Genomic DNA, 25,061 nt, shown 5'->3' with positions numbered 1-25,061 from the left:
CATCACCTCTCGCGTACGAGTTCGAGAACGGTGATCTCCGGCGTTGCGCCGACGCGTACCGGCGGGCCCCAAGCCCCGGCGCCACGCGTCGTGTACAGCACTGTGTTTCCGACCCTGTCCAAGCCTTGCACCGAAGGCTGCTGCAGCGGAACGAGATACCTCAGCGGCCACATCTGACCGCCGTGAGTGTGCCCGGACAGCTGCAGATCGATACCCATCTCGGACGCCTCGATCGCCTGACGCGGTTCGTGCGCGAGAAGCAAGGCGAAAGTATTCGGATCGCGACCTGCGAGCGCGGCAGTAAGGTTCGGCTCGTACGGGGCCGGCGACGTGTAGTCGTGGATGCCCACGATGTCGATGGTGTCGCCGTCATGCTTGATCGAGGCGCGACTGTTGCGAAGTGTGGTGATCCCCAATGTTTCCCACACGTCGAGCCATTTGCCACCGTCGTCCGCGTAGAACTCGTGGTTTCCGCTGACTCCGAAGATTCCGTCCGGCGCCTGAAGATCGGCGAGCGGAGCAAGATCGGGAGCAACTTTTGCGACGGTGCCGTCCACGAGATCGCCGCCGATCGCGATCAGATCGACATTCTGCGAGTTCACGATCTCGACCACCTTGCGGGTGAAGTCGACCCCGCGGGCCGGTCCCACGTGCAGGTCGGTGATCAAGGCGATCCGGTATCCGTTGAAGCCCTCAGGTAGGCGAGCAAGCGGCACGCGGACGCGTGAAATCTTGGGGCCCGACGCCTCGTAGACGCCGTAGCCGGCGGTGCCGATCGCCGCGAGAGTGACTGCTGCTGTAGCCAACTGCAACGTACGACGCTTGGCCGGGTCGACTTCGGTCGTGGTATCCGTGCGGCGTGCACGTAGTCGACTGATCCCGGCAAACAGCCCGATCACGAGCAGTCCGGGAATCAGGTACAGCCACGAAGCCAGCCAGACCCATCCGAGAAATCCGATCGGTCGCGCCCAGGACGTCGGGAAGATTTCGCCGCTGCCGACCCCGATGAGCGTCGAGACAGCCAAGACCACAAGCGCAGTGTCGGCAAGACGAGCCCATCGCCTCGGGATGCCGGTGGCGCGAACGAGTCGGCGGTGCAGGAACCAGGTCAGAAGGGCGAGAAGGACCGCAAAAACCGCGACGCGCCCCATCAGGACAGCATCTTGGTCACTGCGGCCGCGAGAGCGGGGTCGGACGTCGAATCGACGCGAACCAAGGTTCCGCCGGTCCGATCCGAGACGTCTTGGAGTGTGGAGACGTCGTCGCCCGCACCGACGACGATCACGTCGACCTGTACCGGACGCGACGGATTGCCCGCAGCGGCGATCGCGCTGAGCAGTTCGGCTCGCGTCGTGGTGGATTCGTCAGGTGTACTCGAGGTGATCAGCAGCACCGAGTTGACTCGTCCCGCGTCGAAACCGTCAACCGCGGCTTTGTACGAACTGGCAAGCGCCGGGTACTTGGAGGTCTTTCCGCCGGCTCGAAGCCCGTTGAGGAAATCGGTGATGGTGGCACGCCGATTCGGCTCGGACAGTGAACCGCCCGGAACCAGGATGCGCTCGGACGGTTTTCCGTCGGTGCCCGTGCTGAACTCGCGAAGGCCGATGTCCGAAGCGTCAGGGCTGCGACCCAATTGCGTGTTCACTGCCGCGGCAACGTTCGCCAAGCGGGTAGTGCCACCGTCGTCGGTACCCATCGACGCCGACGTGTCCATCAGGATGGTGGCACTACGCGGAGAGACCGGATTGGCGACGATGTCACCGAGCGCAGCTGCGGTTTCGGCCGAAGCCGGTTTCAACGTGGACGAGATCTTGGCCGGAGACACCGCACCGAGATCGGGAAGATCTTGACCCTCGACCCGGAAACCGGCGCCGACGAACAACTGTGACTGATTCGGCTCACGCATGAAATCGGCAAACTGCGCCGCTGCGCGCGAGGCAGTTTCGTCGATCCCGCTGCCCGAGACGATGACCGCCGGATAGTCCGCGACTGGCGTTGCGCCGGCGGGGGAGTACGTCGTCATCGCCGCGTTCGCGCTCTGCGCTATCGACTGTTCCGTGGCCGGAACGGCTTTCACCGAATCCGGTGTTCCGGCGCTCAGTGCTCCGAGGGCTTCGGCGGTGGACGTCGGGGGAGTCGGCAAGGATTGGAACTGCAATGCCCGCGCACTGAGCGCAGCGTTGACCTGCGCGGACTTCGCCTGATCCGTCGTGACCGGACCGGCACCCGCATCGGCGACGTCGGCAGCGATTGCCTGTGCGGCCATCGAGGTTTCGGTACTTCCGACCGGCAGGGCGACCGTCAGATCGGAAGGCAATGACTTCCAACTCGATGCTGCGCCGGCCAATGCTGCCGCGGTCTCGGGGCCGGTTGCCAGAACGATCGGGGAACTCGCGAGCGAGCGAGGATCACCGTTGATCACGGCCTTGCCCGCCAGCGGCGCGAGTTCGAACGAGCTCGTCGGGATCCACAGGGAGGGACGCGGTCCCAATGCTGCGTCGTCCCAGGATGCCGCCGGACCGGCTTCGAGTGCCGTCGAGACCGACGCGGACGGCGCACCGTGCACCACGACGGTGATGCAGTGATCGCGCACGACCGGAGAGGTCTGGGTGTACCGCTTGGCCAGTTCCTCGATCTGTGGGGCGATGGACGGATCCGCGGTGACGTCGAGTGTCTTGTTGCCTTCGACGCACGTACCTGCTGCCTGCTGGCCCTGATCGTCGATCCGGTTGCTGAGGGCCTTCCACCCGAAGAAGCCTGCAACGATCAAGACGATCAGCACGACGACGAGAATCGGCCCCTTGCTGATACCTCTGGCGCCTGACCCGCCGCGATGTTCGCCCACGTACCTTGCCCTACCTTGGTCACTCGAAGAATGTCTGCTGAACGGACTGTGTCCTCAGCCAGTCTAGTGACGAATCTTCGGGGCCTACGCGAACAGCCTCGACACCGGTTAGCGGTGCCGAGGCTGTTCGGGTTCAGCTTCGAGTTCGAAGAGGGTGAAATCAGGCGTTGGCAGCCTTGTACTCGCGGCGGCGGCGATGCAGGATCGGCTCCGTGTATCCGCTGGGCTGCTTCGCGCCTTCGAGGATGAGTTCCTTGGCAGCCTGGAACGCGATGTTGGAATCGAAATCAGGTGCCATGTTGCGGTACTCGGCGTCGCCCTCGTTCTGACGGTCGACAACCGGGGCCATGCGCTCGAGTGCACTGACAACGTCGCTCTCGCTGACGATGCCGTGACGCAGCCAGTTGGCGAGCAGCTGGCTCGAGATGCGCAGGGTGGCGCGGTCCTCCATGAGCGCGACATCGTGGATGTCGGGAACCTTGGAGCAGCCGACACCCGCGTCGATCCAGCGGACGACGTAGCCGAGGATGGACTGGCAGTTGTTGTCGAGCTCTTCCTTCTTCTCCGCGTCCGTCCAGTCGGTGCTGGGAGCGAGCGGGATGGTCAGGATGTCGTCGACGCTCGCACGCGGCTTGCCCTTCAGGCTGTCCTGAACAGCGAACACGTCGACGCGGTGGTAGTGCGTCGCGTGCAGCGTTGCGCCGGTCGGCGAAGGAACCCACGCGGTGTTGGCGCCGGCCTTGGGGTGGCCGATCTTCTGCTCGAGCATGTCTGCCATCAGCTCGGTCATGGCCCACATGCCCTTGCCGATCTGCGCCTTGCCCTGCAGGCCGCAGGCCAGTCCGGTGTCGACGTTCCAGTCCTCGTAGGCACCGATCCACTTCTGCTTCTTCATCTCGGCCTTGCGCACCATCGCGCCGGCTTCCATGGAGGTGTGGATCTCGTCGCCGGTGCGGTCGAGGAAGCCGGTGTTGATGAACACGACGCGGTCGACGGCTTCCTTGATGCAGGCAGCGAGGTTGACTGTCGTGCGACGCTCCTCGTCCATGATGCCGACCTTGAGCGTGTTCTCGGGAAGCCCGAGGACCTGCTCGACGCGGCCGAACAGTTCGGTGGTGAAGGCAACTTCCTCGGGGCCGTGCTGCTTGGGCTTGACGATGTAGATCGAGCCGGTGCGGCTGTTGTCGAGCGGGCCGTTGGCGTCACTGATCGAGAGGCCGTGCACTGCACAGGTGCTCGTGATCAAAGCGTCGAGAATGCCCTCGGGGACCTCGTTGCCGTCGGCATCGAGGATCGCGGGGTTGGTCATGAGGTGACCGACGTTGCGGACGAACAGGAGCGAACGACCGTGCAGGCTGAGTTCGCTGCCGTCGACGGCGGTGTACTTACGGTCGCCGTTGAGCGTACGAGTGAAGGACTTGGCGCCCTTCTTGATCTCCTCGGACAGATCACCGCGATTGAGGCCCAACCAGTTCCGGTAACCGACAACCTTGTCGTCGGCGTCGACAGCGGCGACCGAGTCCTCGAAGTCCATGATCGTGGTGACGGCCGATTCGAGAACGACGTCCTTGACACCGGCGGCGTCGGTGCTGCCGATCGGGGAGGACGCGTCGATCTGGATCTCGGCGTGCAATCCGTTGTTGAGCAGCAGGATGCTCGTCGGTGCGTCCTTCTCGCCGAGGTAGCCGACGAACTTCTCCGGCTGGGCGAGGGTGGTGACCGTACCGTCTGCCAACGTGATCTTCAGTTCGCTGCCGTCGATCACGTACTTGGTCGAATCTGCATGCGACCCCGACGCGAGAGGTGCTGCCGCGTCGAGGAATTCACGCGCCCAGGCGATGACCTTGTCGCCGCGGACCTTGTTGTAGCCGGAACCCTTCTCGGCGCCGTTCTCCTCCGAGATGGCGTTGGTGCCGTACAGCGCGTCGTACAACGAACCCCAGCGGGCGTTGGACGCGTTGAGAGCGAAGCGCGCGTTGAGGATCGGCACGACCAACTGCGGGCCGGCCGTCGAGGTGATCTCGGTGTCGACGTTCGCGGTGGTGACCGAGAACTCGGCAGGCGTCGGCAGGAGGTAGCCGATCTCTTGCAGGAACGCCTTGTATGCGGCAGCGTCGATGGGAGCGCCGGCATGATCGCGATGCCACTGATCGATCTGAGCCTGCAGATCGTCACGCTTGGCAAGCAAATCGCGGTTCTTCGGTGCGAGCTCGGTGATGACCTTGTCGGCGCCGGCCCAGAACGTCTCGGCGTCTACACCGGTGCCGGGAAGAGCCTCCTCGACCACGAAGTCGTAGAGAACCTTGGCAACCTGAAGACTGCCGACCTGAACGCGCTCAGTCATGAATAGCCTCACTTTTCCGAAAGCGGAGCACCACATATGGATGCCATGAACCAACATCAATGTTACCTGGGAGTATTCCCACCGCTGTCCGCGCCCTGAGCTGCGATAATCGGGCGCGAAGAGCTGAAACGATCAAGTGAAATTCGTTCTGTCTAGAGTTTGCGCGCGGAAATCTCGAAACCGGCCTTGGTTAGACGCTCGACCAGGACGTCGCCGAGCGCTGTCGATGGAGTCAATACGCCGGTGGCCGCGGGGAGATCCTTGTGGTCCTTCGCCAATGACAACGCAGATTCGCCGAGCATTACCGCCGTCGCGCTGTATCCCGGGTCGCCCTTCGCCTTCACTCGTGAGGTGTATCGAGCGCCGGTCGTGGTCGTGGTGAACACATCGAGCGTGAAGTGCCCCTTCTTCTGGGTGCTCTCGCTCGGGCCCTCGCCGGGCGCAGGCAATACCTTGTCGAGAAGGAAACGCGTCGGAGGAAGAGCGAGTCCGGCGACCAGCGCGCCGAGGCCGATTGCGACACCGCCCGCGATTACCGGTGACACCACCGAGGAACCGACACTCATCACCTCGCTGTACTTGAACTTCTTGCCGTACGCCCACTCTCGGAGCGCATTGCTGCGACGGACGACTCGTGTGTTGTACGACGCCATCACGAACGGTGCCTTCCAACCCTTCAACGAAGGATCGATCTTCTTGCCGTCGACCACGCTCACGTCGCTCTGTCGTCCGAGGTCAGGCTCGCGGTCACGATCGGGGCTCAATGAATACGGCGAGGCCGCGAGTTTCCTTAGGCGCGCATCGTCTTTCGACACGTCGATCTGATTGCGAAGCGAATCGATCGTGCCACCGCTCACTCCGCCGCGCAGCGCCGTGACCACCAGCGTTGTGTCGGTGAGCTCACCGGCGCCGTCGGCAGTGACCTTCTCGTGGAGGACGTGAACTCCGAGATCGGAAGGGATGGAATCGAATCCGCAGGAATGGACGATCTTTGCGCCGGTCGAGACCGCCAGCTCATGGTTGGCGTCGATGCTCTCGCGGTGGAACAGCACCTCACCGGTGAGGTCAACGTAATGAGTTCCGGCGGAGGCGCATTCGTGAACAAGGGTGTGACCGTACTTGGCGTACGGGCCGACCGTGGTGGCGACGACCCGAGTTCGCTGCGCGAGCGCCTTCAATGCGGTGGCGTCGTCGGCGTCGGCGATGATCAAGGGGAGATCGGCCGCGGCGGTACCCAGATCGGCGCGAGTGGCTGCCAACTTCTCGAGGGAGCGGCCACCGAGGCCGATCTTCGTGCCTTCGGGAGCATGTTTGACGAGGTAGTCGGCGAGTAGCTTTCCGACGAAGCCGCTCGCTCCGTAGACGATGATGTCGAGTTCTCGGGCGGGCGAGGTTCCAGTCATGGAGCCAGCCTACAAACGCGCACTCGAAAGTGATGTGACCGAGGTCACTCAGCAGGGAGGGGTTCCTTGACGACGAGGATCGGAGCCTCCACTTCGAGCAGGAGACGCTGCAGCGGGCGTTCGAGGAGGAACTTGCCGATGGGGGACATCCGGCGTGTTCCGACGATCAGGAGATCGACACCCGCGCCGTGGACCAGATTGACGAGCGCGGTCACCGGATCGCCGTCGTGCTCGGTGGTGCGCAGATCCCACTTCGTCTCCGAGAATCCACCGGCGTCGAGCGCTGACTGAATCTCGCCGCGAAGAGCGGCCCGATCGTCCTCGGTGTCTCCGGTGTCGGCCGTGTCCCCGATGTTGACATCGTCCAGGACGTGCAGAACCAGCAGTTCCTCGCTTCGACCCGCGGATTCCCGTGCGGCGGCCACGATTGCGGCGCGGCCTTCCGGGCTGTCCTTGTGTACGACGGCGATCGTCATGGTTCCTCCGAGTCGGTGAGCAGGTTCGCAGTCCATTATCGCCTGCAATGCTGTGCCCTACCTGAATTGAGCTACTCGACACGGGGGTTTGGCGGTGACGAGATCGCCACATCGGGGCGCCTAGGTGCTGCCTGTCACCACTGAGGGGTGCCGCCCATCACCACGGCGAGGGTTTGTAATCCTTGAGGAAGCAGCCGTGCAGGTCGACGCCCAACTCGCCCTGAACGATGGGGTCGTAGACGCGGGCTGCACCGTCGACGAGGTCGAGTGGTGCGTGGAAACCTTCGTCGGCCAACCGCATCTTGGTGAAGTGCGGGCGTTCGTCGGTGATCCAGCCGGTGTCGACGGCGGTCATGAGGATGCCGTCGTCGAGCATTTCCTTGGAGCTGGTGCGGGTCAGCATGTTCAGTGCTGCCTTGGCCATGTTGGTGTGCGGGTGGCCAGGGCCCTTGTACGCGCGGCTGAACTGGCCTTCCATGGCGGAGACATTCACGACGTACTTGCGTCGCGCAGCTGCCGCGGCCATCGACGGGCGCAGGCGTGAAACGAGGATGAAGGGCGCTACCGAGTTGCAGAGCTGGACTTCGAGAAGCTCGATCGGATCGACTTCCTCGACGGTCTGGACCCAACTGTTGGTGTGCGCGAGGTCCGGCAGCAGCCCGCCGGCGTCGATGGCGATGCCTTGCTCGATGCGATCGGGTGAAGCCGACTTGGCGACGAGTGCGAGTGAACTGACCGCGTCGGCGGACAGATTTCCGGAGGTGATGCTTGCGACGTCCGACAGCGATCCGGCCAGAGCCGCGGGGTGGGCGTCGCTCGTCTTGCCGAAAGTCAGGACATCAGGGAGTTCACCGGCGGGAAGCGCACCGGACTCGGCGTCGACCAAGGCGCCGTAAGCACCGGGGGAGCGTCGAACAGTTTGTGCGGCGTTGTTGATCAGGATGTCGAGCGGACCCTGTGCGGCAACGGAATCCGCGAGTGCAACAACCTGGGCGGGGTCGCGGAGGTCGATGCCGACGATGCGCAGACGGTGAATCCAGTCGTTGCTGTCTTCCATCGCCTTGAATCGGCGGATCGCGTCGTTGGGGAATCGCGTCGTGATGGTCAGATGTGCGCCGTCACGCAGCAGGCGCAGCGCGATGTACATACCGATCTTCGCGCGGCCGCCGGTCAGAAGTGCGCGTCGGCCGGTGAGATCAGTGCTCGCATCACGTTTGCTGCGGCTGGTGGCAGCGCAATCGGGGCACAGTTGGTGGTAGAAGGCGTCGACTGCGGTGTAGCGCTGCTTGCAGATGTAGCACGGTCGCGCCTTGATGAGCGTGCCGGCGGAAGCGCCCGCGGTGTTCGACTTGATGGGAATGCCTGCGGTCTCGTCGTCGATGCGATCGGGTGAACCTGTGGCAGTCGCGGCGACTACTTGGCGGTCCGCTTCGTTGACGGCTGCGCGCGAGGCGAGGCGGCGCTTCTTCTTGAGTCGCTTGAACAGATGGCCGACAGCTCGCTGCATGGTGATCGAATCGGGATGCTCGTCGTCGAGTTCGGCGGCTTCGGAAAGGACCTTCAGGCAGATTTCGAGTTCTGCGGGGTCGAGGCCGGTGAGTTCGGCTCGAGCAGATTCTGAATCGGCTGTTTCCAGCGAATCTGCCTGCAGTGCATCCGACTTCTTGGTGTCTGTATCCACTTCGAACTTCTGTTCCATCTCGATCGCCGCTCGCGCGGACTGTTCCCTGGTGCGGGAACTTCGCCAATTACGAGAAAAGCTCCGGTTCGATGAACCGGAGCTTTTCCTGTCTGTCTCAACACAGAGTGTCCGAGGGGGGACTTGAACCCCCACGTCCGTTAATAGGACACTAGCACCTCAAGCTAGCGCGTCTGCCATTCCGCCACTCGGACTCGGCCCCGATTTCTCGGTGCTGGGAAAGAGTATCCGATGCCATCGCCAGGTCCCAAATCGCCCCACTGCTGTGCGCCTTTATTAACCGCCGGGGGTTAATAAAGGCGCACAGCAAAAAGACCCCAACCTGATCAGGCTGGGGTCTTTTTGCTGTATTCGAGTGTCCGAGGGGGGACTTGAACCCCCACGTCCGTTAATAGGACACTAGCACCTCAAGCTAGCGCGTCTGCCATTCCGCCACTCGGACTCGGCCCCGATTTCTCGGTGCTGGGAAAGAGTATCCGATTAGGTGAGCTGCCCCAAATCGCCAGGTTGCGGGCCATTCCGGTCGCCCGCGTCGTTTGATTCGATGGTAGGAAAGTGGAATGACCACAACCCCGAATAATCCGAATCCGAGCAGAGCCGAAGCAGAAGTAGTCGAACTGGTCAGTTCTCTCATCCGCTTCGACACCTCGAACACGGGAGAACTCGAAACCACCAAGGGTGAGCGTGCGTGCGCGGAGTGGGTTGCCGCGCAGCTTCAAGAAGTCGGCTACGAGACGGAATACGTCGAGTCCGGTGCGCCCGGCCGCGGGAACGTCTTTGCCCGCTTGAAGGGAGCTGAGTCGGGTCGAGGTGCATTGATGCTTCACGGTCACCTCGACGTCGTTCCGGCCGAGCCCGCCGACTGGAGCGTCCATCCCTTTGCCGGCACCGTCCAGGACGGTTACGTCTGGGGGCGCGGCGCCGTGGACATGAAGGACATGGTCGGGATGATCCTGGCCCTCGCCAGACAGTTCAAGGCGGAAGGCGTCGTACCGCCGCGTGATCTGGTGTTCGCCTTCGTGGCGGACGAGGAAGCGGGCGGAAAGTACGGATGCCAGTGGCTGGTCGAGCACCGCCCGGATCTGTTCGAGGGAGTGACCGAAGCCGTCGGTGAGGTGGGCGGTTTCTCGCTGACGGTTCCGCGGCCGGACGGAACCGACCGACGGCTCTACCTCGTGGAGACTGCGGAAAAGGGCCTCGGTTGGATGCGTCTGACGGCCAAGGGACGTGCCGGGCACGGCTCCTTCCTCCACGACGACAACGCAGTCGCGACACTCGCCGGCGCGGTCTCGAGACTCGCTGCTCATCAGTTCCCGATCGTGATCTCGGATTCGGTTGCCGAGTTCCTTACCGCCGTCGGCGAAGAGACCGGATTGGACTTCGATCCGGGATCACCTGACATCGACGGGACTCTCGCGAAGTTGGGGACGATAGCCAACATCATCGGGGCGACGTTCCGTGACACGGCGAACCCGACGATGCTCAAGGCCGGATACAAGGCGAACGTCATTCCGCAGACTGCCGAGGCGGTCTTCGACTGCCGCGTGCTGCCGGGACGGCAGGCCGAATTCGAGCGCACGGTGGACCAGCTGATCGGCCCCGACGTGACCCGCGAGTGGATCACCAAGCTGGATTCGTACGAAACAACGTTCGACGGCCATCTCGTCGACGCCATGAACGAGGCGATCCTCGCCCACGATCCGGAGGCTCGCACAGTTCCGTACATGCTCTCCGGCGGAACCGACGCGAAGGCATTCGCGAAACTCGGCATTCGCTGCTTCGGCTTCGCACCTTTGCAGTTGCCGCCCGAGCTGGATTTCAGCGCGCTGTTCCACGGCGTCGACGAGCGAGTTCCGGTGGACGCACTACTGTTCGGGACACGTGTTCTGGAACATTTCCTGCTCAATTCCTGACGAGCACGTAGATAGATCCGTGAGCTCGACGCACATCGAGCTCTCTTGTCACAGAAAGGATTCGCATGGCGCACGATCCGTACGAACCATTGCCGAAGTTGCCGAGTTTCGAGCTGACCAGTGACGACATCACTGCGGGCCAGCCGCTGAAGCTTGCTCAGGCCAGTGGAGCCTTCGGAGTTCCCGGTGGCGAAGACATCTCACCGCAGCTCTCGTGGTCCGGCTTTCCAGCCGAGACGAAGAGCTTCGTGGTGACGGTGTTCGATCCGGACGCACCGACGGCGTCAGGATTCTGGCACTGGGCCGTGGCGAACATCCCCGCTTCCGTCACCGAACTCCCGGCCGGTGCCGGCGCGGCGGACAGCGATGTCCTGCCTGCCGGAACCGTCACCCTCCGCCACGACGGTGGCGGGTTCGGTTTCATCGGTGCAGGCCCGCCTCCCGGGCACGGTCCGCATCGCTACATCGTGGCGGTGCATGCCCTCGACGTGGAGACGCTCGACGGAGTCACCCCTGACTCGTCGCCGGCGTTCCTCGGTTTCAACGTGTTCCATCACGCGATTGCGCGTGCAACCCTGACCGGGACGTTCGAGGTCGAGTAATCACTTTGCTGTGCGCCTTTATTAACCGCGGGCGGTTAATAAAGGCGCACAGCAGTTTCTAGCGAGGGTTCTCAGCTCCCACAGCCTGGGCAATTGACGAGAAACCGGCTGCGCGGACCCGCTTGGCTATGCCCTTGTGGATGCTGCGAGCCCAGAACGGTCCGCCGTAGATGAAGCCGGTGTACCCCTGCACCAGCGTCGCGCCGGCGAGGATGCGCTCCCACGCCTGGTCGGCTGTCTCGATACCGCCGACCGAGATGATGGTCATCTTGTCGCCGACTCGGGCGTACAGGCGCCGGAGCACCTCGAGCGAGCGGTCGGCAACCGGTGCACCGGACAGCCCGCCAGCGCCGAGTGCAGCTACCTCGGCATCCGGGGTCTTCAAACCGTCGCGGCGGATCGTGGTGTTGGTCGCGACAATTCCGGCAAGCCCGAGCTCGACTGCCAGATCGGCGACAGCGTCGACGTCCTCGTCCGAGAGATCGGGCGCGATCTTCACCAGTACCGGCACGCTGACGGTGTCGAGCACGGCCTGCAGGATCGGGCGCAGAGATTCGACGGCCTGCAGATCACGGAGTCCGGGTGTGTTCGGCGAGCTGACATTCACGACCATGAAGTCGGCCAGCGGACCCAGAAGCCGTGCGCTGGCGGTGTAGTCGGCAGCGGCGTCGGCAGCTTCGACGATCTTGGTCTTGCCGATGTTGGCACCGATCGGCACCGTGACGCGGCGCTGTCGCAGGAAATTCGCCGCGTGACCAGCGCCGTGGTTGTTGAAGCCCATTCGGTTGATCAGAGCGCGGTCGGCCGGAAGTCGGAAGAGACGCGGCGCGGGGTTACCGGGCTGAGCTTGGGCCGTTACTGTTCCGACCTCGGCGAAACCGAATCCCAACGGGCCCCAGGCGTCGACTCCGGTGGCGTCCTTGTCGAATCCTGCGGCCAGACCGAGAGGTGCCGGGAACGTCAGACCGAAAGCCTGACTGCGCAGAACCGGGTCGTCGACGACAAGGACTTTTGCGACCAGCCAGCGAAGGGGAGCGAACCGTGTCACCAGTTTCATCGCGGTGAAGGCAATGTGGTGGATGCGTTCCGGTGGGACTCGGAACATCAGGCTCAGCAGCAGTTGGTACACGATTCTCCAGCTCTTCGATGGTGTGATTTTGTCAGCGGTTTCGATAGCGGCGGGTTCTGGTCGTCTGTTGAACGATCAGTGCTGAATGCCGTCCGGATCGGTCACGTGCAGCGGCGTCTTCTTTCGCTTGAGGAGCACGCGACGGCTGCCGTCGGGGTAGAGACGGACTCGGGAGAGTTCCCACCCGCCGAACTCGGCGGAGATCGCCAGGCGCATCGACGCCGTGACCCGCGAAACGTTCGGCGGTAGCCGGAGCGGCACGTAGTCGAACTTGTCGTCCGACGTCTCCCACTGCGCGGGGATCCCGCGCGTACGCTTTTCCATCAGTTCTCCCGTGACGGGATGACCTGCAGCCCGTCACCGGTTGCCGATCCGACGATCAGATTGCCGTTGGAAGAGTCTACGGCCAACGAATTCGGCTGTCGCACCGTCTTGAACCGTCCGGTCTCCACGGGGATGCCGGACGACAGATCGAAGCCGACCACTTCATTGGTCGCGGTCAGTGTCACCCACACCCGATCCGCGGTCTCGTCGTAGGCGACGGCGTATGGCGACTCGCCGACGGGGTAGCGCTGGTGCATCAGGAGCGGATCGGCCGTGAAGACGAGCAGTTCGTCGCCGGTGGTGTCGGTGACAAGGATGCGTCCGAAGCGATCGGTGGCCAGATGAGTTGCGCCTTCACCGGCGCGGAGAGCGACGCCGAGTTTGCCGTCTTCGAGATTGATCGCCGTCAGCGAGGTCTGACGGTGATCGAGGGCGCTCAGGTTGTCGCCGGTCACCGCAAGTTCGTCGACGGATGCAAACCCCGAAACCGTCTGTGACTGATCGGTCTTCGGGTCGACGATGTGAACTGAACCATTGTCCGTGCCGATCGCGATGCGGCCGTCGGTCAGCTCGACCGCGGAGTTCGCCTGGCCGTCGACCGGTATGGACGTCTGTTCGCCCGATGTCAGATTCAGCTTCACTACCTGGCGATCCATCGCCAGCAGAGCGCTACCGTCGGAGCCGATCGAAACGTCGCGTACGTCTGAATCCAGAGCTATCGGACGACCTGCGGAGGCGGGGTCGGCGCCGGCCAAACTGTCCGAAGGAACGACCAGCACCGATCGTGGGTCGTTGGCAACCAGAACAGCGCTGCGCGTGATCGGGTCGAATGTGATGGAATCGATCAGACCTGAATACGGGTGAACCACGCCGTCCGGGGTGCTGGTGGTGGCCGGTGAGACCGCTGCCGTAGCGGGATCGATCGTGATGAGGTCGTCTCCGCCATCTCCGGAAGAACATCCTGTGACCAGCAGAACCGCCGCCCCCATTGCTGCTGCAGTGGTGCGGATCCCTAGGCGAGCCATGTGTAGTTCCTCTTTTTCTTGTCATCTGTTCTTCACGCAGTGCGACTGTCATCGATCATCCCTGATCGCAGTCGGGCGCCGTTCATCGCGTCGAGGAACTACCGACCATTCCGCTCACACCCTTGACGCGATACCGTACGAACAGCGGTTGCGGTTGACGCTGCAATCACCGAGGAGATCATTGTGATTCCCACAGAACCCACCGATTCCGGCGCACAGCCGCCCGAACCGGCGCGGCCGGGCTTCGAGATCGAGGACCTCACCGTCGGCGCTCATGCACACGGTTTCGGCAGGTCCGACGGTCGAACTTTCGCGTTCCGCGTACGCAAGAGCGTGCTGTTCGTCGAGGTATACGGCGAATACTGCGAGCACAGTGTGCCGACCCCTTCGGACGTTGTCGCCACGGCGGAGCGATCGGTCACCGACATCGATCTGACCGACGAGCGAAGCATCGCCGGTGTGGTGCGCGACGCAGTTCTCTCGACCGAGACTGATTGGTCACATCCGGACGTCGGTGACGGCGTTCGTCAGGGCGAGGGTCGCAGCCTGCCGACGGTGAGAGCAGTCCTGAACAGGCTGGGATCGATCATCGATTCTGTTCGGTGAATTCTCGGCGCGGGATAACCAGCGTTGCTCCGGTTGTCGGATGCGGGAACACCTCGACCGGATAACCGTAGACGCGGGTCAGAAGCTCTTCGTGTAGCACCGATTCCGGGGGACCGTCGGCGGCGATGCGTCCATTCTCGAGTACGACGATTCGGTCGGCATACGCCGCTGCCAACGCGAGATCGTGCAAAACGACGACGACGGCATCGCCGTCCGCAGCGCGAGCGCGCGCCACGGACATCACCGCTTCCTGGTGTCCGAGATCGAGTGCTGCAGTCGGCTCGTCCAGCAGGATGGTCGACGTTTCCTGTGCCAGTACCCGGGCAAGAGCGACCCGCGCCTGCTCGCCACCGGACAGCACGGCGAACGGCCGATTGGCGAACCCCTCGACATCGCAGGTCTTCATCGCCGCGGTGATAGCAGCGCCGTCGCGGTCTTCTCGGCGCGTTCCGGCCCATGGCGCACGTCCCATGCGAACGACCTGGCGAGCGCTGAACGAAAATCCGATCGTGTGTTTCTGGGGGAGAACCGCGCGTCGGCGCGCCATGTCGATCGGCGACCACTGAGTGAGGTCAGTGCCTTCGACGTCCACCCGCCCAGCGATGACGGGCTGATCACCGGCCAACGCCGCAAGAAGAGTCGACTTACCGGCGCCGTTCGGTCCGACGAGGACGACGAGCTCGCCTGCCCGGACTTCGATGGATACGCCTTCGAGAATGTGTCGACCACCGCGTTCGACGGTGATGTCGCGCGCTTCGAGGGTGACATCACCGACGCCAGGGCTTTCCGGTTCGGGGGTGACGCGGCCGAACAGTTCGCGCCAGTTTCTTACGAGGCTGCTCATGCCCACCCGCCCTGTTGCGCGCGTGTTCGTCGGAGAAGCCAGAAGAAAAAGGGGCCGCCAACCAGAGCGGTCAGCATTCCGAGGGGCAGGTCTGCGTTGTCGATCAGCGACCGCGAGCCGAGATCTGCGACAAGCAGAACCAGTGCGCCGGCAAGGGCGCTCGCCGGAATCAGCGCGCGGTGGCCGGGGCCGACAAGAATGCGCATCAGGTGCGGAACGACCAGGCCGACGAAGAGGATGATGCCGGTGAAGGCAACACTCGCCGAGACCAGGAGAGCGACGATCAGAACCGCGAACTGGCGCAGCCGTTCGACGTTGACACCCAGGTGACGAGCTGCGTGTTCACCGAGTGCGAGAAGGTCCAGACGCGGAGCGATCATGACCGTCGCGGCAATTCCGACAACGGTCATCGGCGCCACGATCATGACGGCATTCCACGACGCTCCGTTGAGTGAGCCGAGTTGCCAGAACACGATCTGATCGCGAGCGGACGGGCTGGCGACGAAGGTGAAGAACGCGATGAGTCCGCCGGCGAACGCATTGATCGCGACGCCGGTCAGCACCAATGTCACTACTTCGGTTCGGCCTTCGTGGCGCGCAAGCAGGTAGACCGCCGCGGTGGTGAACAGCCCGGCGACGAACGCTGCCGCAGCAACGGCCCAGCCGGCCACGAACGTGCCGCCGACGACGATGACAGCGCTCGCGCCAACTGCAGCGCCCGCGGACACTCCGATCACCCCGGGCTCCGCGAGTGGATTGGAGAACACACCCTGCAGGAGCGCACCGGAACATCCCAGCGCCGCGCCGACACAGATGGCGAGCACGACGCGGGGGAAGCGAACCTCCCACAAAGTCACTTCACCGCTGGGATGGGCGGGCATCGGACCGAGATCGATCCCGATGCGGTGCAGGATGCTGCCCAAAACCTCGAGAGGCGATGTCGGAACTTGACCGATGCACGCCGACAGCACTGCGACGATCACCAGGGCGAGAGTCAAGCTGACCAGAACCGCACTCACCCGCGACCGCGACGCGGGGCCAGACGCCGATTTGTCGGCGCCCCCGACGTCATGTGAATCCTCGGCTGCGGACACAGACTTACCTGCTTCGGAACTACCTGTTTCTGTACTCACGAATCAGCACTCACAAATCTTTGCTCACGATCCACCGGGCTCGTAGATCGCTTCGGCGAGTGCCGCCATGACGCGTCCGGTGTTCGGCCCGAAGCTGAGCAGGACACCGTCCTCCATGTCGACTACTCGTTTGTTCTTTCCGGCCGGCGTCTGAGCGATGCCAGGGACCTTTTCGAGGCCGTCGATTCCGCCGATCGATGCCAATCCGTCCGTCATCATCAGCAGGGCGTCAGGCGCTGCGGCGATGAGCGCTTCGCTGGTGATGGGTACGAACTGTTGTGTGATGCCCGAGGCGGTACCCGCATCTGTGGCGCCGAGGGCCTCGATCAAGGAATCGGCACCCGAACCTTCACCACCGATCATGGTGATGGCCGATCCGCGCATGTAGAGGAACGCGATCTTCAGTGGATCGCCGTCGTTGGGAACCAGATCGCGCGCAGCAGCGATCTCCGATTCGGTTCGATCGATCAGCGCTGCGCCCTGGGCCGGAACGCCGAGCGCGTCGGCGACTGCTTGGATCTGCCCCGGCACACCTTCGAGGGTTCGGGTCGGGTCGAAGAACACCACGGGAACACCGGCGGCGCGCAACTGATCCTGGACGCTCTTGGGCCCGATGCTCGTGTCAGTGAGAACCACGGTGGGATTCAAATCGAGGATGGCTTCGGTATTGAGCGATTGGCCGCCGACCGTGACAACCGGTACGTCCGCGACCGCGGGGAACTTGGCGGCGGTGTCGCGGCCGACAAGGTTGTCACCGAGGCCGAGCGCCACCGTTGTCGTTGCGAGCGTCCCGTAGCGGTCGGCCGCAACGATCCGGCTGTTGTCGGTGATGGTCACGTCGACGCCGTCGAAGCTCTTCACCGTCACGGGCAGCGTTGCGGTCGGGTTGTCGGACACGGGAACCGGGCTGGAATCTTCGAGTACTGCGGTCCGGGCACCCTGAGATGTCGTGGAGTTGTCGCTCGATCCGCAAGCCACCAGACCGAAACCGGCTGCTGCGACCAGTGCCGCCGCGGCCAAGCGCTTCATCATTTGACGAGGTAGCTCTCGATGTCGCCTTCGAGGTCGGCGAACAGGTCACCGTTGAGGCGGTACGCCAGATTCACCTCGTCGATGAAACGCTGCTGTTCTTCGGCCGGAATCTGCAGCGCATCCAGATTCGAGCGGTAGTCGTCCTTGAAAGGCTTCGGCTTGGGGATGCCTTCGAAGATGTAGAAGCGAAGTCCGTCGGTCTCGAATCCGTAGGCGCGCTCGAGCATCCGGCGGATGATCTGTCCGCCCGAGAGGTCACCCATGTATCGCAGGTAGTGATGTGCGACGAAGCCGGCGGGCCAGTCGAACGCCACTTCCTTCAGGCGGGCGATGTAACGCTCGGTTGCCGGCAAGGCCACGAGTTCGTCGCGCCAGTTCGGTCCGCCGAGGAACTCGAGATCGGCTTCGAGCGAAGCCACCCGCAACAGATCCTCGGACAGGAACGGAGCGACCAACTCGTTGTCGGCGTGTGTGCGGCCGGCCTCTTCGAGGCTCGTGTAGACGAGGTACGTCTGTCCCAGAAGAGCGGCGTAGCCAGCCGTGGTCAGCTCACCGCCGAGAAGCGCGCCTACGAATCGGGACTGCTCCGTCTCGCGGTGTGCTGCGTCCGTCTCGGTCTTGATTCGTTCGGAGAAGGCGGGGCCTGCGTCTGCGGAAAGGCTGTCTACGTCGAGCGTGGTCATTGATTCTCCTGAGGCTGTAGTCAAGCGTTGCCTACTAGGTTAGCCTGCCCTGGCCAACACGATACCTTCGGTATTTCGATCAGCGGGACAGATCAAGCGCTCACATCGTCGAGAGCCGCGGCAATCGCTTTCGGAAGTTCCAATTCTTCGGTTGCCAGTACTCCTGTCAACTGGGCGAGATCCCGCGTGCCGACGACGGCGCTGGCCACCCCGGCGCGATCGCGCGCCCAGGCCAGTGCCACCGCCAGTGGGGAAGTACCCAGACCGTCGGCGGCGGTAACGACGGCGTCGACCACCCGGATCGAGGAATCGGTCAGATAGCTCTGTACATCTTGCGAATGTGCTTCGTCGGCGCCGCGGGAATCGACGGGAATGCCGTCGCGGTACTTGCCGGTCAGAACACCGCCCGCCAGGGGTACTGCGGCGAACACTCCGACGCCGTGGTGGGCCGCCGCTGCGAACAATTCTTCCTCGACGCCGCGCGCGAGCAACGAGTACTCGGCCTGCGTCGCGGCGAGTGTTGTTGCGCCACCGGCTCCGACGGCCGTCGCGAGCTGCCAGCCGAGGTAGCCGCGCACGCCCACATACCGCACCTTGCCGCTCGAGACCGCGTAGTCGAGGGTTGCTGCAACCTCGTCGACGGGCGTGAGCGGATCCCAGGTTGCGACCTGCCACATGTCGAGGAAGTCGGTTCCGAGTTCACGAAGAGTCGCGTCGAGCTGACGGAGCAATCCGCGCCGCGAGCAGTCGACGCGGTCGGTGCCGATCGGAGTGGGATCGATGCCGGCGCTCGAGCTGATGATGAGTTCGTCACGTGGAACGACGTCGTCGAGCAACTCGGCGAGGATCCGTTGCGCCGCACCGGCGCCGTATGCGGGCGAGGTGTCGACCAAGGTTCCGCCGGCCTCGGCGAAGGCGAGCAGCTGCGCCGCAGCCTCGTCGCCGTCCGTGTCGCGTCCCCATGTCAGTGTGCCGAGCCCAAGTCGCGAGACCCGAAGTCCGCTCGTTCCGACAGATCTGTGCTTCATAACCGCCTGCATCTCGCGCCCGACTCGTGTGCGCAAGTGCGGCACCCGAGAGATCTCACCACGTGCAGACTAGTAGGCGCTCGCCTCGAGTCGGGGTATTCGGACACGGACGTGCCGGGCGCGGCGCGGCGTCGTGGGCCCCGGTAGCGTGGCGCCGGTGAAACGTGAACCCGACACACGAAACCTGTGTGCAGTAACCCCATTCGAATCAGCCGGGATCGGTGAGTGATGGGCGAAGCGATGACCTGGCTCCAGGCCGTGATCCTGGGCCTCGTGCAGGGATTGACCGAGTTCTTGCCCATCTCGTCTTCCGGACATTTGCGAATCGTGTCGGAGATATTCTTCGGCAGTGACGCCGGTGCGTCGTTCACCGCGGTGACGCAGCTCGGCACCGAACTGGCTGTGTTGATCTACTTCGCGCGCGACATCGTGAGGATCATCACTGCCTGGTTCCGGGGTGTGTTCAATGCCGAGCACCGGGGCGATCTCGATTACCGGATGGGCTGGTACGTCATCATCGGTACCATTCCGGTCGGCATCCTCGGGTTTCTGTTCAAAGACCAGATCCGTACCGGCGCACGCAATCTGTGGCTGATTGCCACGATGTTGATCGTGTTCGCGCTCGTCATCGCCGCTGCCGAGTACTACGGACGCAAGACGCGCCCGATCGAATCGCTCACAGCGCGCGACGGCATCATCATGGGTTCGGCTCAGGCGCTCGCGCTCATCCCGGGTGTCTCACGTTCGGGTGGCACGATCAGTGCCGGTCTTTTCCTCGGACTCACCCGTGAGGCCGCAGCTCGTTACTCGTTCCTGCTGGCGATCCCGGCGGTTCTCGCCTCCGGTTTGTTCAGCCTCCCGGATGCCTTCGAGCCGGCCGGTGAGGGTCTGAACGCGAGCGGTCCGCAGTTGCTGGTGGCAACCGTCATCGCCTTCGCGGTCGGTTACGCAGCGATCGCCTGGCTGCTTCGATTTGTTGTCGATCACTCCATGTACTGGTTCGTGGGATACAGAATCGCTCTCGGCGTAGTCGTCCTTGCGCTGCTGGCCACAGGGGTCGTGTCCGCGACATAGAGCCCGTTTCGACGTCGACCACCCGTCCGTGCGGCCACCGCCCCATTAGGGTTGTGGAATGACAGTTGTCCTACTGCGGCACGGGCGGTCGACGTCCAACACTGCCCATACCCTGGCCGGTCGAACGCCGGGTGTGGAACTCGACGACCACGGCCGGAAACAGGCCGAAGGCGTCGTCGATCGGCTGGTCGGTCTGGACATCGCGGAGATCGTCCGCTCGCCGCTGTTGCGGTGCGAGCAGACGGTCGGCCCCATTGCCGTCGACCGTGGTCTGACGCCGGTGGTCGAGGATCGCCTCATCGAGGTCGATTACGGCGACTGGACGGGTCGCCCGCTGAAGGAACTCTTGGAAGAACCGCTCTGGAAAGTGGTGCAGCGCCACGCTTCCGGTGCGGTCTTTCCCGGCGGTGAAGGGCTGGCCCAGGTACAGGCGCGAGCCGTTGCCGCGATCCGAGAGCACGATGCACGGCTGGCCGAAGAGCACGGCAAGGACGTCGTCTGGATCGCTTGCACACACGGTGACGTCATCAAATCGGTTCTCGCCGACGCGTTTGCGATGCACCTCGATTCGTTCCAGCGGATCGTCGCCGAGCCGGCCTCGGTCAGCGTGATTCGCTACACGGCCACACTGCCGTTCGTTCTTCGAGTCAACGACACCGGAGACGTGCTCGCAGCGATCAGTGCAGCGAAGACCGCGACCAACGGTTCGGCTCCCGCGCAGGAGTCCGTCCCCGGTGGAGAGGTCGGTGCGTGAGCTGTGACGGATAATGGGTATTCAGTGATGTTCTGCTCGAACTCGAGGAGGTGCAATGTCGCGCGCGATTCACGTATTTCGCACTCCTGACCGATTTGTCGCAGGAACGGTGGGCGAGCCCGGTGACAGGTCTTTCTATCTCCAAGCCGTGCACGATTCACGGGTGGTGAGTGTGCTGCTCGAGAAGCAGCAGGTTCAGGTCCTCGCCGATCGCATGGGCCTTCTCCTCGAAGAGGTACATCGACGCTTCGGAACCGAGGTTCCGCCGCAGGCCGACGATGTCTCCGATCTCAGCCCGCTGGTCACACCGCTCGACGCGGAGTTCCGGGTCGGCACGATGGGGCTCGGTTGGGACGCCGATGCCGGTGCGGTCGTCGTGGAGTTGCTTGCCGTCAGCGAGACGGAGTTCGACGAATCGGTTGTCCTCGACGACGCCGACGACGGTCCGGACGCGGTCCGTGTGTTCCTGACCCCGGAACAAGCGCGCGAATTCTCGCTCCGATCCGAACGCGTCATCGCGGCGGGACGCGCGCCATGCCCTCTGTGTGGTGAGCCGCTGGCGCCCGAGGGGCACGTGTGCATCCGAACCAACGGATACCGGCGCGGCGAGTCCTTCGGTTTTGCGATCGACGACGCAGACGACGACGAGGTCTGACGTCGTGTCCGAACCTGGAGTGCCGGACGTTCTGCTCGAGGGAGATCTGACCCTGATCGGCCAGATCACCACGGCAAGCAACGCCACGCTGGTGTGCGAGTCGACTCTGGGGGAGCAGTCCACCCGTGTGGTCTACAAACCGGTGCGGGGTGAACGCCCACTGTGGGATTTCCCGGACGGCACTCTGGCCGGGCGTGAGGTTGCGTCGTACCGCGTGTCCGAGGCGCTGGGCTGGGGAGTGATTCCGCGAACAGTGTTGCGGGACGGCCCTTTCGGGACAGGCATGGTGCAGCGCTGGATTGACACCGTCGATCGCCGCGCGGATGGATCCGGCGGACTCGAGATGGTCGACCTGTGCAGTCCCGGCAATGTTCCGCCAGGGTGGTTCGAGGTCCTGCAGGCCTTCGACTCGGAGGGCGAACCAGTCTCTCTGATCCATGCGGACGATCCACGGCTGCAGCGAATGGCCGTTCTGGACGTCCTCATCAACAACGCCGACCGCAAAGGTGGTCACGCCCTCGAAGGCGTCGACGGCTCGGTGTACGGCGTTGATCACGGAATCTGTCTTCACTCGGAGAACAAGCTGCGGACCGTGTTGTGGGGGTGGGCGGGGCAGCCCGTACCCGGTGCTTTGATCGCCGACGTCGCCGAATTCGCGACAACTCTCGATGGAGATCTCGGGGACGAGTTGTCCGAACTGATCACCGAAGAGGAAATCGTGGCCTTGGCGGTCCGGGCGATGCAGTTCGCAGAGTCGGCCGTGATGCCCGAACCGAACGGCCATCGAACGATTCCCTGGCCGGCTTTCTAGTCTCGAGACGTTTCCTGCTGTTCGCGAGTTGCCGTCTTCAATCCGGGTGAGCGAACCAATCGCAGTAGTTGTTCGCGCAGCGCGGCGACGTCCCCGACGCCGACGGTCAACGCCGCATCTTCCTTCTCGAGCGTCAGTAGTCGCTCGTACGTCAGTCTTCCGGCGTCGGTTATCGCGATCACGCGCCGGCGCTCGTCCCGCGGATCGGTGTCACGCGTGACGTAACCCGCTCGTTCGAGACGGTCGATCGTGCGGCTCATCGTCTGATCGGTGACGCGGGCGTTCTTCGCGATGTCGCGTTGAGATGCCGCCCCACCGGCGATCGAGTGGAGCACGATCAGGCCCGCGTGCGTCATGTCCTGAGACCGCAGAACCTTCTCCCACGAGTGCTCTACCAGGCGCGCAGCGGTGGACAACAGCCGGCCGGTTGGCCAGTCGTCCAGGCCGTCGCTGCTCATGTTTTTGCCTTCCGTTTGCAATTACTCAGCATGCTGAACAAAATAGTCGGCAAGTCCTCTCTGCTGCCGATCCCTGGAGACCCAGTGAGCACACCAGTACAAAATCGTCCTGTTCGTCGCCTTCGATGGATTGTGCCAGCTCTCCTCGTCATCGGCTGGCTGGCAATCGGAGGATTCGGCGGCCCGTTCGCCGGAAAGCTCAGCACCGTGCAGCAGAACGACAACACGTCGTTCCTGCCGGCGTCGGCCGAAGCCACCGAGGTGGCAAAGCTTCAAGAGAGCTTCACGGACACCCGCTTCGTGCCGGCCATCGTCGTGGCGGAACGACCAGGTGGCCTCGAGCCCACCGACTCCACCTTCCTGTCCCAGACCGTCGATTCGTTTGTCGGTACCGAGGGATTCGGTGACGCGTCATCGCCGCCGATCCCGTCGGCCGACGGCCAGGCGTTGCAGATGTTCCTGCCGGTCGACAGCACCCTCGAGGTCAAGGACAGCGTGAAAGCGCTGCGCGCGGCGCTGGAGTCGAGCCCTGACGGACTGACAGTCAAGGTCACCGGCCCCGCTGGGCAGGTTGCGGATCTGTCGGCAGCATTCGCCGGTATCGACGGACTGCTGTTGTTGGTAGCCGGATCGGTCGTGATCCTGATCCTGATCATCGTCTACCGGAGCCCGATCCTGCCGTTCGTGGTGATCTTTTCGGCGATCTTCGCACTCGGATTGTCGAGCTTGCTCGTGTATCTGCTCGCCGACGCGGACGTCATCGCACTGAACGGTCAGAGCCAGGGCATCCTGTTCATCCTCGTGTTCGGTGCCGCCACCGACTACGCGCTGCTTCTGGTCTCTCGCTACCGGGAAGAATTGCGGATCGAGAAGGACAAGTACGCAGCAATGCGGACTGCGTGGCGCGCGACGCTCGAACCCGTCGCGGCGTCTGCCGGAACGGTCATCGCGGGCGTTCTGTGCCTGTTGCTCTCCGACCTGAACTCGAACCGCGGGCTGGGCCCGGTGGCCGCCATCGGTATCGCCGCGTCCTTCCTCGCGTCGATGACGTTCCTACCCGCTGTCCTCGTTCTGTTCGGGCGGACTGCGTACTGGCCGACCAAGCCGAAGTTCGACGCCGACCGCGAGCACCACGACGAGGCGAACGATCACCGGTTCTGGGCCGGGCTCGCTGCTCGAATCGGACGGCACCCGCGCCGCTTCTGGGTGGCGTCGACGCTGGTGCTTGTGATCTTCGCGCTGATGATGCCGCAGTTCAAAGCCAGCGGTGTCTCTTCGTCCGACATCTTCTTGCTCGACGTCGATTCGGTTGCAGGCCAGGAGATTCTCGGCGAGCACTTCGAGGCGGGTTCGGGTTCCCCGGCCGTGGTCATCGCGAATGCGGATCAGGTGGACGCCGTCGCGGCAGCCAGTCGCGTGGAGGGCGTCAGCGACGTAAGCGTCGTACAGAACGGGGGAGTCCCTCTGGTTGTCGACGGACGAGTCTCACTGCAGGCGACGTTGACTGACGCTGCCGACTCACTCGAGGCCGAAGACACCATCGTGCGACTACGTGATGCAGTTCACTCCGTGGACGGTGCCGACGCGTTGGTCGGTGGCGTCACTGCGACCGACCTCGACACGAAGACCACCTCGACACGGGACCGGACACTCATCATTCCCGTGGTGATCATCGTGGTGTTCGTGATTCTCTCCTTGTTGCTGCGTTCGCTTCTCGCACCGCTGCTTCTCATGGGCACCGTTGTGCTCTCGTTTGCTGCGACACTGGGCATTTCGTCGCTGGTGTTCGACCACGTCTTCGGGTTCCCCGGCGCGGATCCGGTGGTCCCGCTGTTTGCGTTCGTGTTCCTGGTGGCTCTGGGAATCGACTACAACATCTTCCTCATGACGAGGGTGCGTGAGGAAGCGCTGAAGATCGGCACTCGGGCGGGTGCGCTGCGGGGACTCACCGTGACCGGCGGGGTGATCACGTCTGCCGGAGTTGTTCTGGCAGCAACCTTCTCGGCGTTGGCGGTGATCCCGCTGTTGTTCCTCGCGCAGATCGCGTTCATCGTGGCGTTCGGTGTCCTGCTCGACGCTCTGATCGTCCGATCCTTGCTGGTCCCGGCCCTGACCTATGACATCGGTCAGAAGATCTGGTGGCCGAGCAAGCTCGCGTCGACGCCCGAACCGGAGCAGGATCAGCCAGCACCTTCCCAGCCTCAGAGCAGTCTCCACTAGGCT

23 protein-coding genes and 2 tRNA genes are annotated in these 25,061 nt (G+C 63.6%); 8 read left to right on the top strand and 17 right to left on the bottom strand.

What is annotated here, in order from left to right:
• Positions 1 to 2: 2 nt before the first annotated feature.
• From H7C86_RS05695 to H7C86_RS05660, 8 genes are all read right to left on the bottom strand, one after another.
• Positions 3 to 1,151 carry a metallophosphoesterase gene (locus H7C86_RS05695; RefSeq protein ID WP_021344353.1) on the bottom strand — a complete coding sequence of 383 codons (1,149 nt, stop codon included), beginning with the start codon at positions 1,149 to 1,151 and terminating at the stop codon, positions 3 to 5.
• Positions 1,151 to 2,845 carry a VWA domain-containing protein gene (locus H7C86_RS05690; protein ID WP_021344352.1) on the bottom strand — a complete coding sequence of 565 codons (1,695 nt, stop codon included), beginning with the start codon at positions 2,843 to 2,845 and terminating at the stop codon, positions 1,151 to 1,153. Before H7C86_RS05690 ends, H7C86_RS05695 begins: the two co-directional genes overlap by 1 nt.
• A 160-nt stretch (positions 2,846 to 3,005) precedes the next feature.
• A complete protein-coding gene (locus H7C86_RS05685) occupies positions 3,006 to 5,189 on the bottom strand; it encodes a malate synthase G (protein WP_019748551.1) in 2,184 nt (727 codons plus the stop codon).
• 152 nt (positions 5,190 to 5,341) lie between these two features.
• Positions 5,342 to 6,592, bottom strand: coding sequence for a trans-acting enoyl reductase family protein (locus H7C86_RS05680; protein ID WP_182261220.1), 1,251 nt, complete (start codon positions 6,590 to 6,592; stop codon positions 5,342 to 5,344).
• A 44-nt stretch (positions 6,593 to 6,636) separates the two neighbouring features.
• Complete coding sequence (locus tag H7C86_RS05675; RefSeq protein ID WP_182261219.1) at positions 6,637 to 7,068, bottom strand: universal stress protein; 432 nt, start codon at positions 7,066 to 7,068, stop codon at positions 6,637 to 6,639.
• Between the two features lie 157 nt (positions 7,069 to 7,225).
• A complete protein-coding gene (locus tag H7C86_RS05670) occupies positions 7,226 to 8,767 on the bottom strand; it encodes an SDR family NAD(P)-dependent oxidoreductase (RefSeq protein ID WP_074447104.1) in 1,542 nt (513 codons plus the stop codon).
• 108 nt (positions 8,768 to 8,875) lie between these two features.
• A tRNA-Leu gene (locus H7C86_RS05665) sits at positions 8,876 to 8,961 on the bottom strand.
• A 162-nt stretch (positions 8,962 to 9,123) separates the two neighbouring features.
• Positions 9,124 to 9,209 (bottom strand) — tRNA-Leu (locus H7C86_RS05660).
• A 118-nt stretch (positions 9,210 to 9,327) separates the two neighbouring features.
• Here H7C86_RS05660 and H7C86_RS05655 point away from each other — a divergent pair.
• A complete protein-coding gene (locus H7C86_RS05655) occupies positions 9,328 to 10,680 on the top strand; it encodes a M20/M25/M40 family metallo-hydrolase (protein WP_003946170.1) in 1,353 nt (450 codons plus the stop codon).
• Between the two features lie 65 nt (positions 10,681 to 10,745).
• Positions 10,746 to 11,282, top strand: a complete 537-nt coding sequence (locus tag H7C86_RS05650) for a YbhB/YbcL family Raf kinase inhibitor-like protein (protein ID WP_007733394.1) — start codon at positions 10,746 to 10,748, stop codon at positions 11,280 to 11,282.
• Positions 11,283 to 11,340: 58 nt separating this feature from the next.
• Here the strand turns inward: H7C86_RS05650 and H7C86_RS05645 are convergent, their stop codons facing one another.
• From H7C86_RS05645 to H7C86_RS05635, 3 genes are all read right to left on the bottom strand, one after another.
• The gene (locus H7C86_RS05645) at positions 11,341 to 12,411 is read right to left on the bottom strand and encodes a quinone-dependent dihydroorotate dehydrogenase (protein WP_182261218.1); all 1,071 of its coding nucleotides are present in this window, start codon (positions 12,409 to 12,411) and stop codon (positions 11,341 to 11,343) included.
• Between the two features lie 75 nt (positions 12,412 to 12,486).
• Positions 12,487 to 12,735, bottom strand: coding sequence for a DUF5703 family protein (locus tag H7C86_RS05640; RefSeq protein WP_003946171.1), 249 nt, complete (start codon positions 12,733 to 12,735; stop codon positions 12,487 to 12,489).
• Positions 12,735 to 13,760, bottom strand: coding sequence for a hypothetical protein (locus H7C86_RS05635; protein WP_182261217.1), 1,026 nt, complete (start codon positions 13,758 to 13,760; stop codon positions 12,735 to 12,737). The genes H7C86_RS05640 and H7C86_RS05635 overlap by 1 nt, the downstream gene beginning before the upstream one ends.
• 183 nt (positions 13,761 to 13,943) lie before the next feature.
• Between H7C86_RS05635 and H7C86_RS05630 the strand changes: the two genes are divergently transcribed.
• A complete protein-coding gene (locus H7C86_RS05630) occupies positions 13,944 to 14,366 on the top strand; it encodes a hypothetical protein (RefSeq protein WP_020969683.1) in 423 nt (140 codons plus the stop codon).
• On the opposite strand, the gene H7C86_RS05625 is transcribed toward H7C86_RS05630, so the two are convergent.
• From H7C86_RS05625 to H7C86_RS05605, 5 genes are all read right to left on the bottom strand, one after another.
• Entirely contained in the window at positions 14,347 to 15,210 is an 864-nt protein-coding gene (locus H7C86_RS05625; protein WP_020969682.1) for a heme ABC transporter ATP-binding protein, read from the bottom strand. The genes H7C86_RS05630 and H7C86_RS05625 overlap by 20 nt on opposite strands.
• Positions 15,207 to 16,304, bottom strand: a complete 1,098-nt coding sequence (locus H7C86_RS05620) for an iron ABC transporter permease (RefSeq protein ID WP_021333494.1) — start codon at positions 16,302 to 16,304, stop codon at positions 15,207 to 15,209. Before H7C86_RS05620 ends, H7C86_RS05625 begins: the two co-directional genes overlap by 4 nt.
• Positions 16,305 to 16,367: 63 nt before the next feature.
• Entirely contained in the window at positions 16,368 to 17,375 is a 1,008-nt protein-coding gene (locus H7C86_RS05615; RefSeq protein ID WP_019748542.1) for a hemin ABC transporter substrate-binding protein, read from the bottom strand.
• Positions 17,372 to 18,058 carry a heme oxygenase (biliverdin-producing) gene (locus tag H7C86_RS05610; RefSeq protein ID WP_003946162.1) on the bottom strand — a complete coding sequence of 229 codons (687 nt, stop codon included), beginning with the start codon at positions 18,056 to 18,058 and terminating at the stop codon, positions 17,372 to 17,374. Before H7C86_RS05610 ends, H7C86_RS05615 begins: the two co-directional genes overlap by 4 nt.
• Positions 18,059 to 18,150: 92 nt before the next feature.
• The gene (locus H7C86_RS05605) at positions 18,151 to 19,086 is read right to left on the bottom strand and encodes an aldo/keto reductase (protein WP_003946175.1); all 936 of its coding nucleotides are present in this window, start codon (positions 19,084 to 19,086) and stop codon (positions 18,151 to 18,153) included.
• Positions 19,087 to 19,314: 228 nt separating this feature from the next.
• Between H7C86_RS05605 and H7C86_RS05600 the strand changes: the two genes are divergently transcribed.
• Genes H7C86_RS05600 through H7C86_RS05585 form a run of 4 tightly spaced genes read left to right on the top strand, consistent with a single transcriptional unit; the run spans position 19,315 to position 22,380 of the window.
• Positions 19,315 to 20,160, top strand: a complete 846-nt coding sequence (locus H7C86_RS05600; RefSeq protein WP_019748539.1) for an undecaprenyl-diphosphate phosphatase — start codon at positions 19,315 to 19,317, stop codon at positions 20,158 to 20,160.
• 58 nt (positions 20,161 to 20,218) lie between these two features.
• Positions 20,219 to 20,914: a histidine phosphatase family protein gene (locus tag H7C86_RS05595; protein ID WP_019748538.1), complete on the top strand. Its 696-nt coding sequence runs from the start codon at positions 20,219 to 20,221 to the stop codon at positions 20,912 to 20,914.
• Positions 20,915 to 20,969: 55 nt separating this feature from the next.
• Entirely contained in the window at positions 20,970 to 21,569 is a 600-nt protein-coding gene (locus H7C86_RS05590; RefSeq protein ID WP_019748537.1) for a DUF3090 domain-containing protein, read from the top strand.
• Between the two features lie 4 nt (positions 21,570 to 21,573).
• The gene (locus H7C86_RS05585; RefSeq protein WP_019748536.1) at positions 21,574 to 22,380 is read left to right on the top strand and encodes an SCO1664 family protein; all 807 of its coding nucleotides are present in this window, start codon (positions 21,574 to 21,576) and stop codon (positions 22,378 to 22,380) included.
• On the opposite strand, the gene H7C86_RS05580 is transcribed toward H7C86_RS05585, so the two are convergent.
• Positions 22,377 to 22,838, bottom strand: a complete 462-nt coding sequence (locus H7C86_RS05580; RefSeq protein ID WP_003946187.1) for a MarR family winged helix-turn-helix transcriptional regulator — start codon at positions 22,836 to 22,838, stop codon at positions 22,377 to 22,379. The two genes, H7C86_RS05585 and H7C86_RS05580, sit on opposite strands and share 4 nt — an antisense overlap.
• A 30-nt stretch (positions 22,839 to 22,868) precedes the next feature.
• Between H7C86_RS05580 and H7C86_RS05575 the strand changes: the two genes are divergently transcribed.
• Positions 22,869 to 25,058: an MMPL family transporter gene (locus H7C86_RS05575; protein WP_202022891.1), complete on the top strand. Its 2,190-nt coding sequence runs from the start codon at positions 22,869 to 22,871 to the stop codon at positions 25,056 to 25,058.
• Positions 25,059 to 25,061: the final 3 nt, after the last annotated feature.

Source organism: Rhodococcus sp. UFZ-B548 (genome assembly GCF_903819475.1).
In the GTDB taxonomy this organism is placed as follows: domain Bacteria; phylum Actinomycetota; class Actinomycetes; order Mycobacteriales; family Mycobacteriaceae; genus Rhodococcus_F; species Rhodococcus_F erythropolis.
Note: the sequence above shows the minus strand (reverse complement) of the source record. Positions and strands in the feature narration are given on the sequence as shown.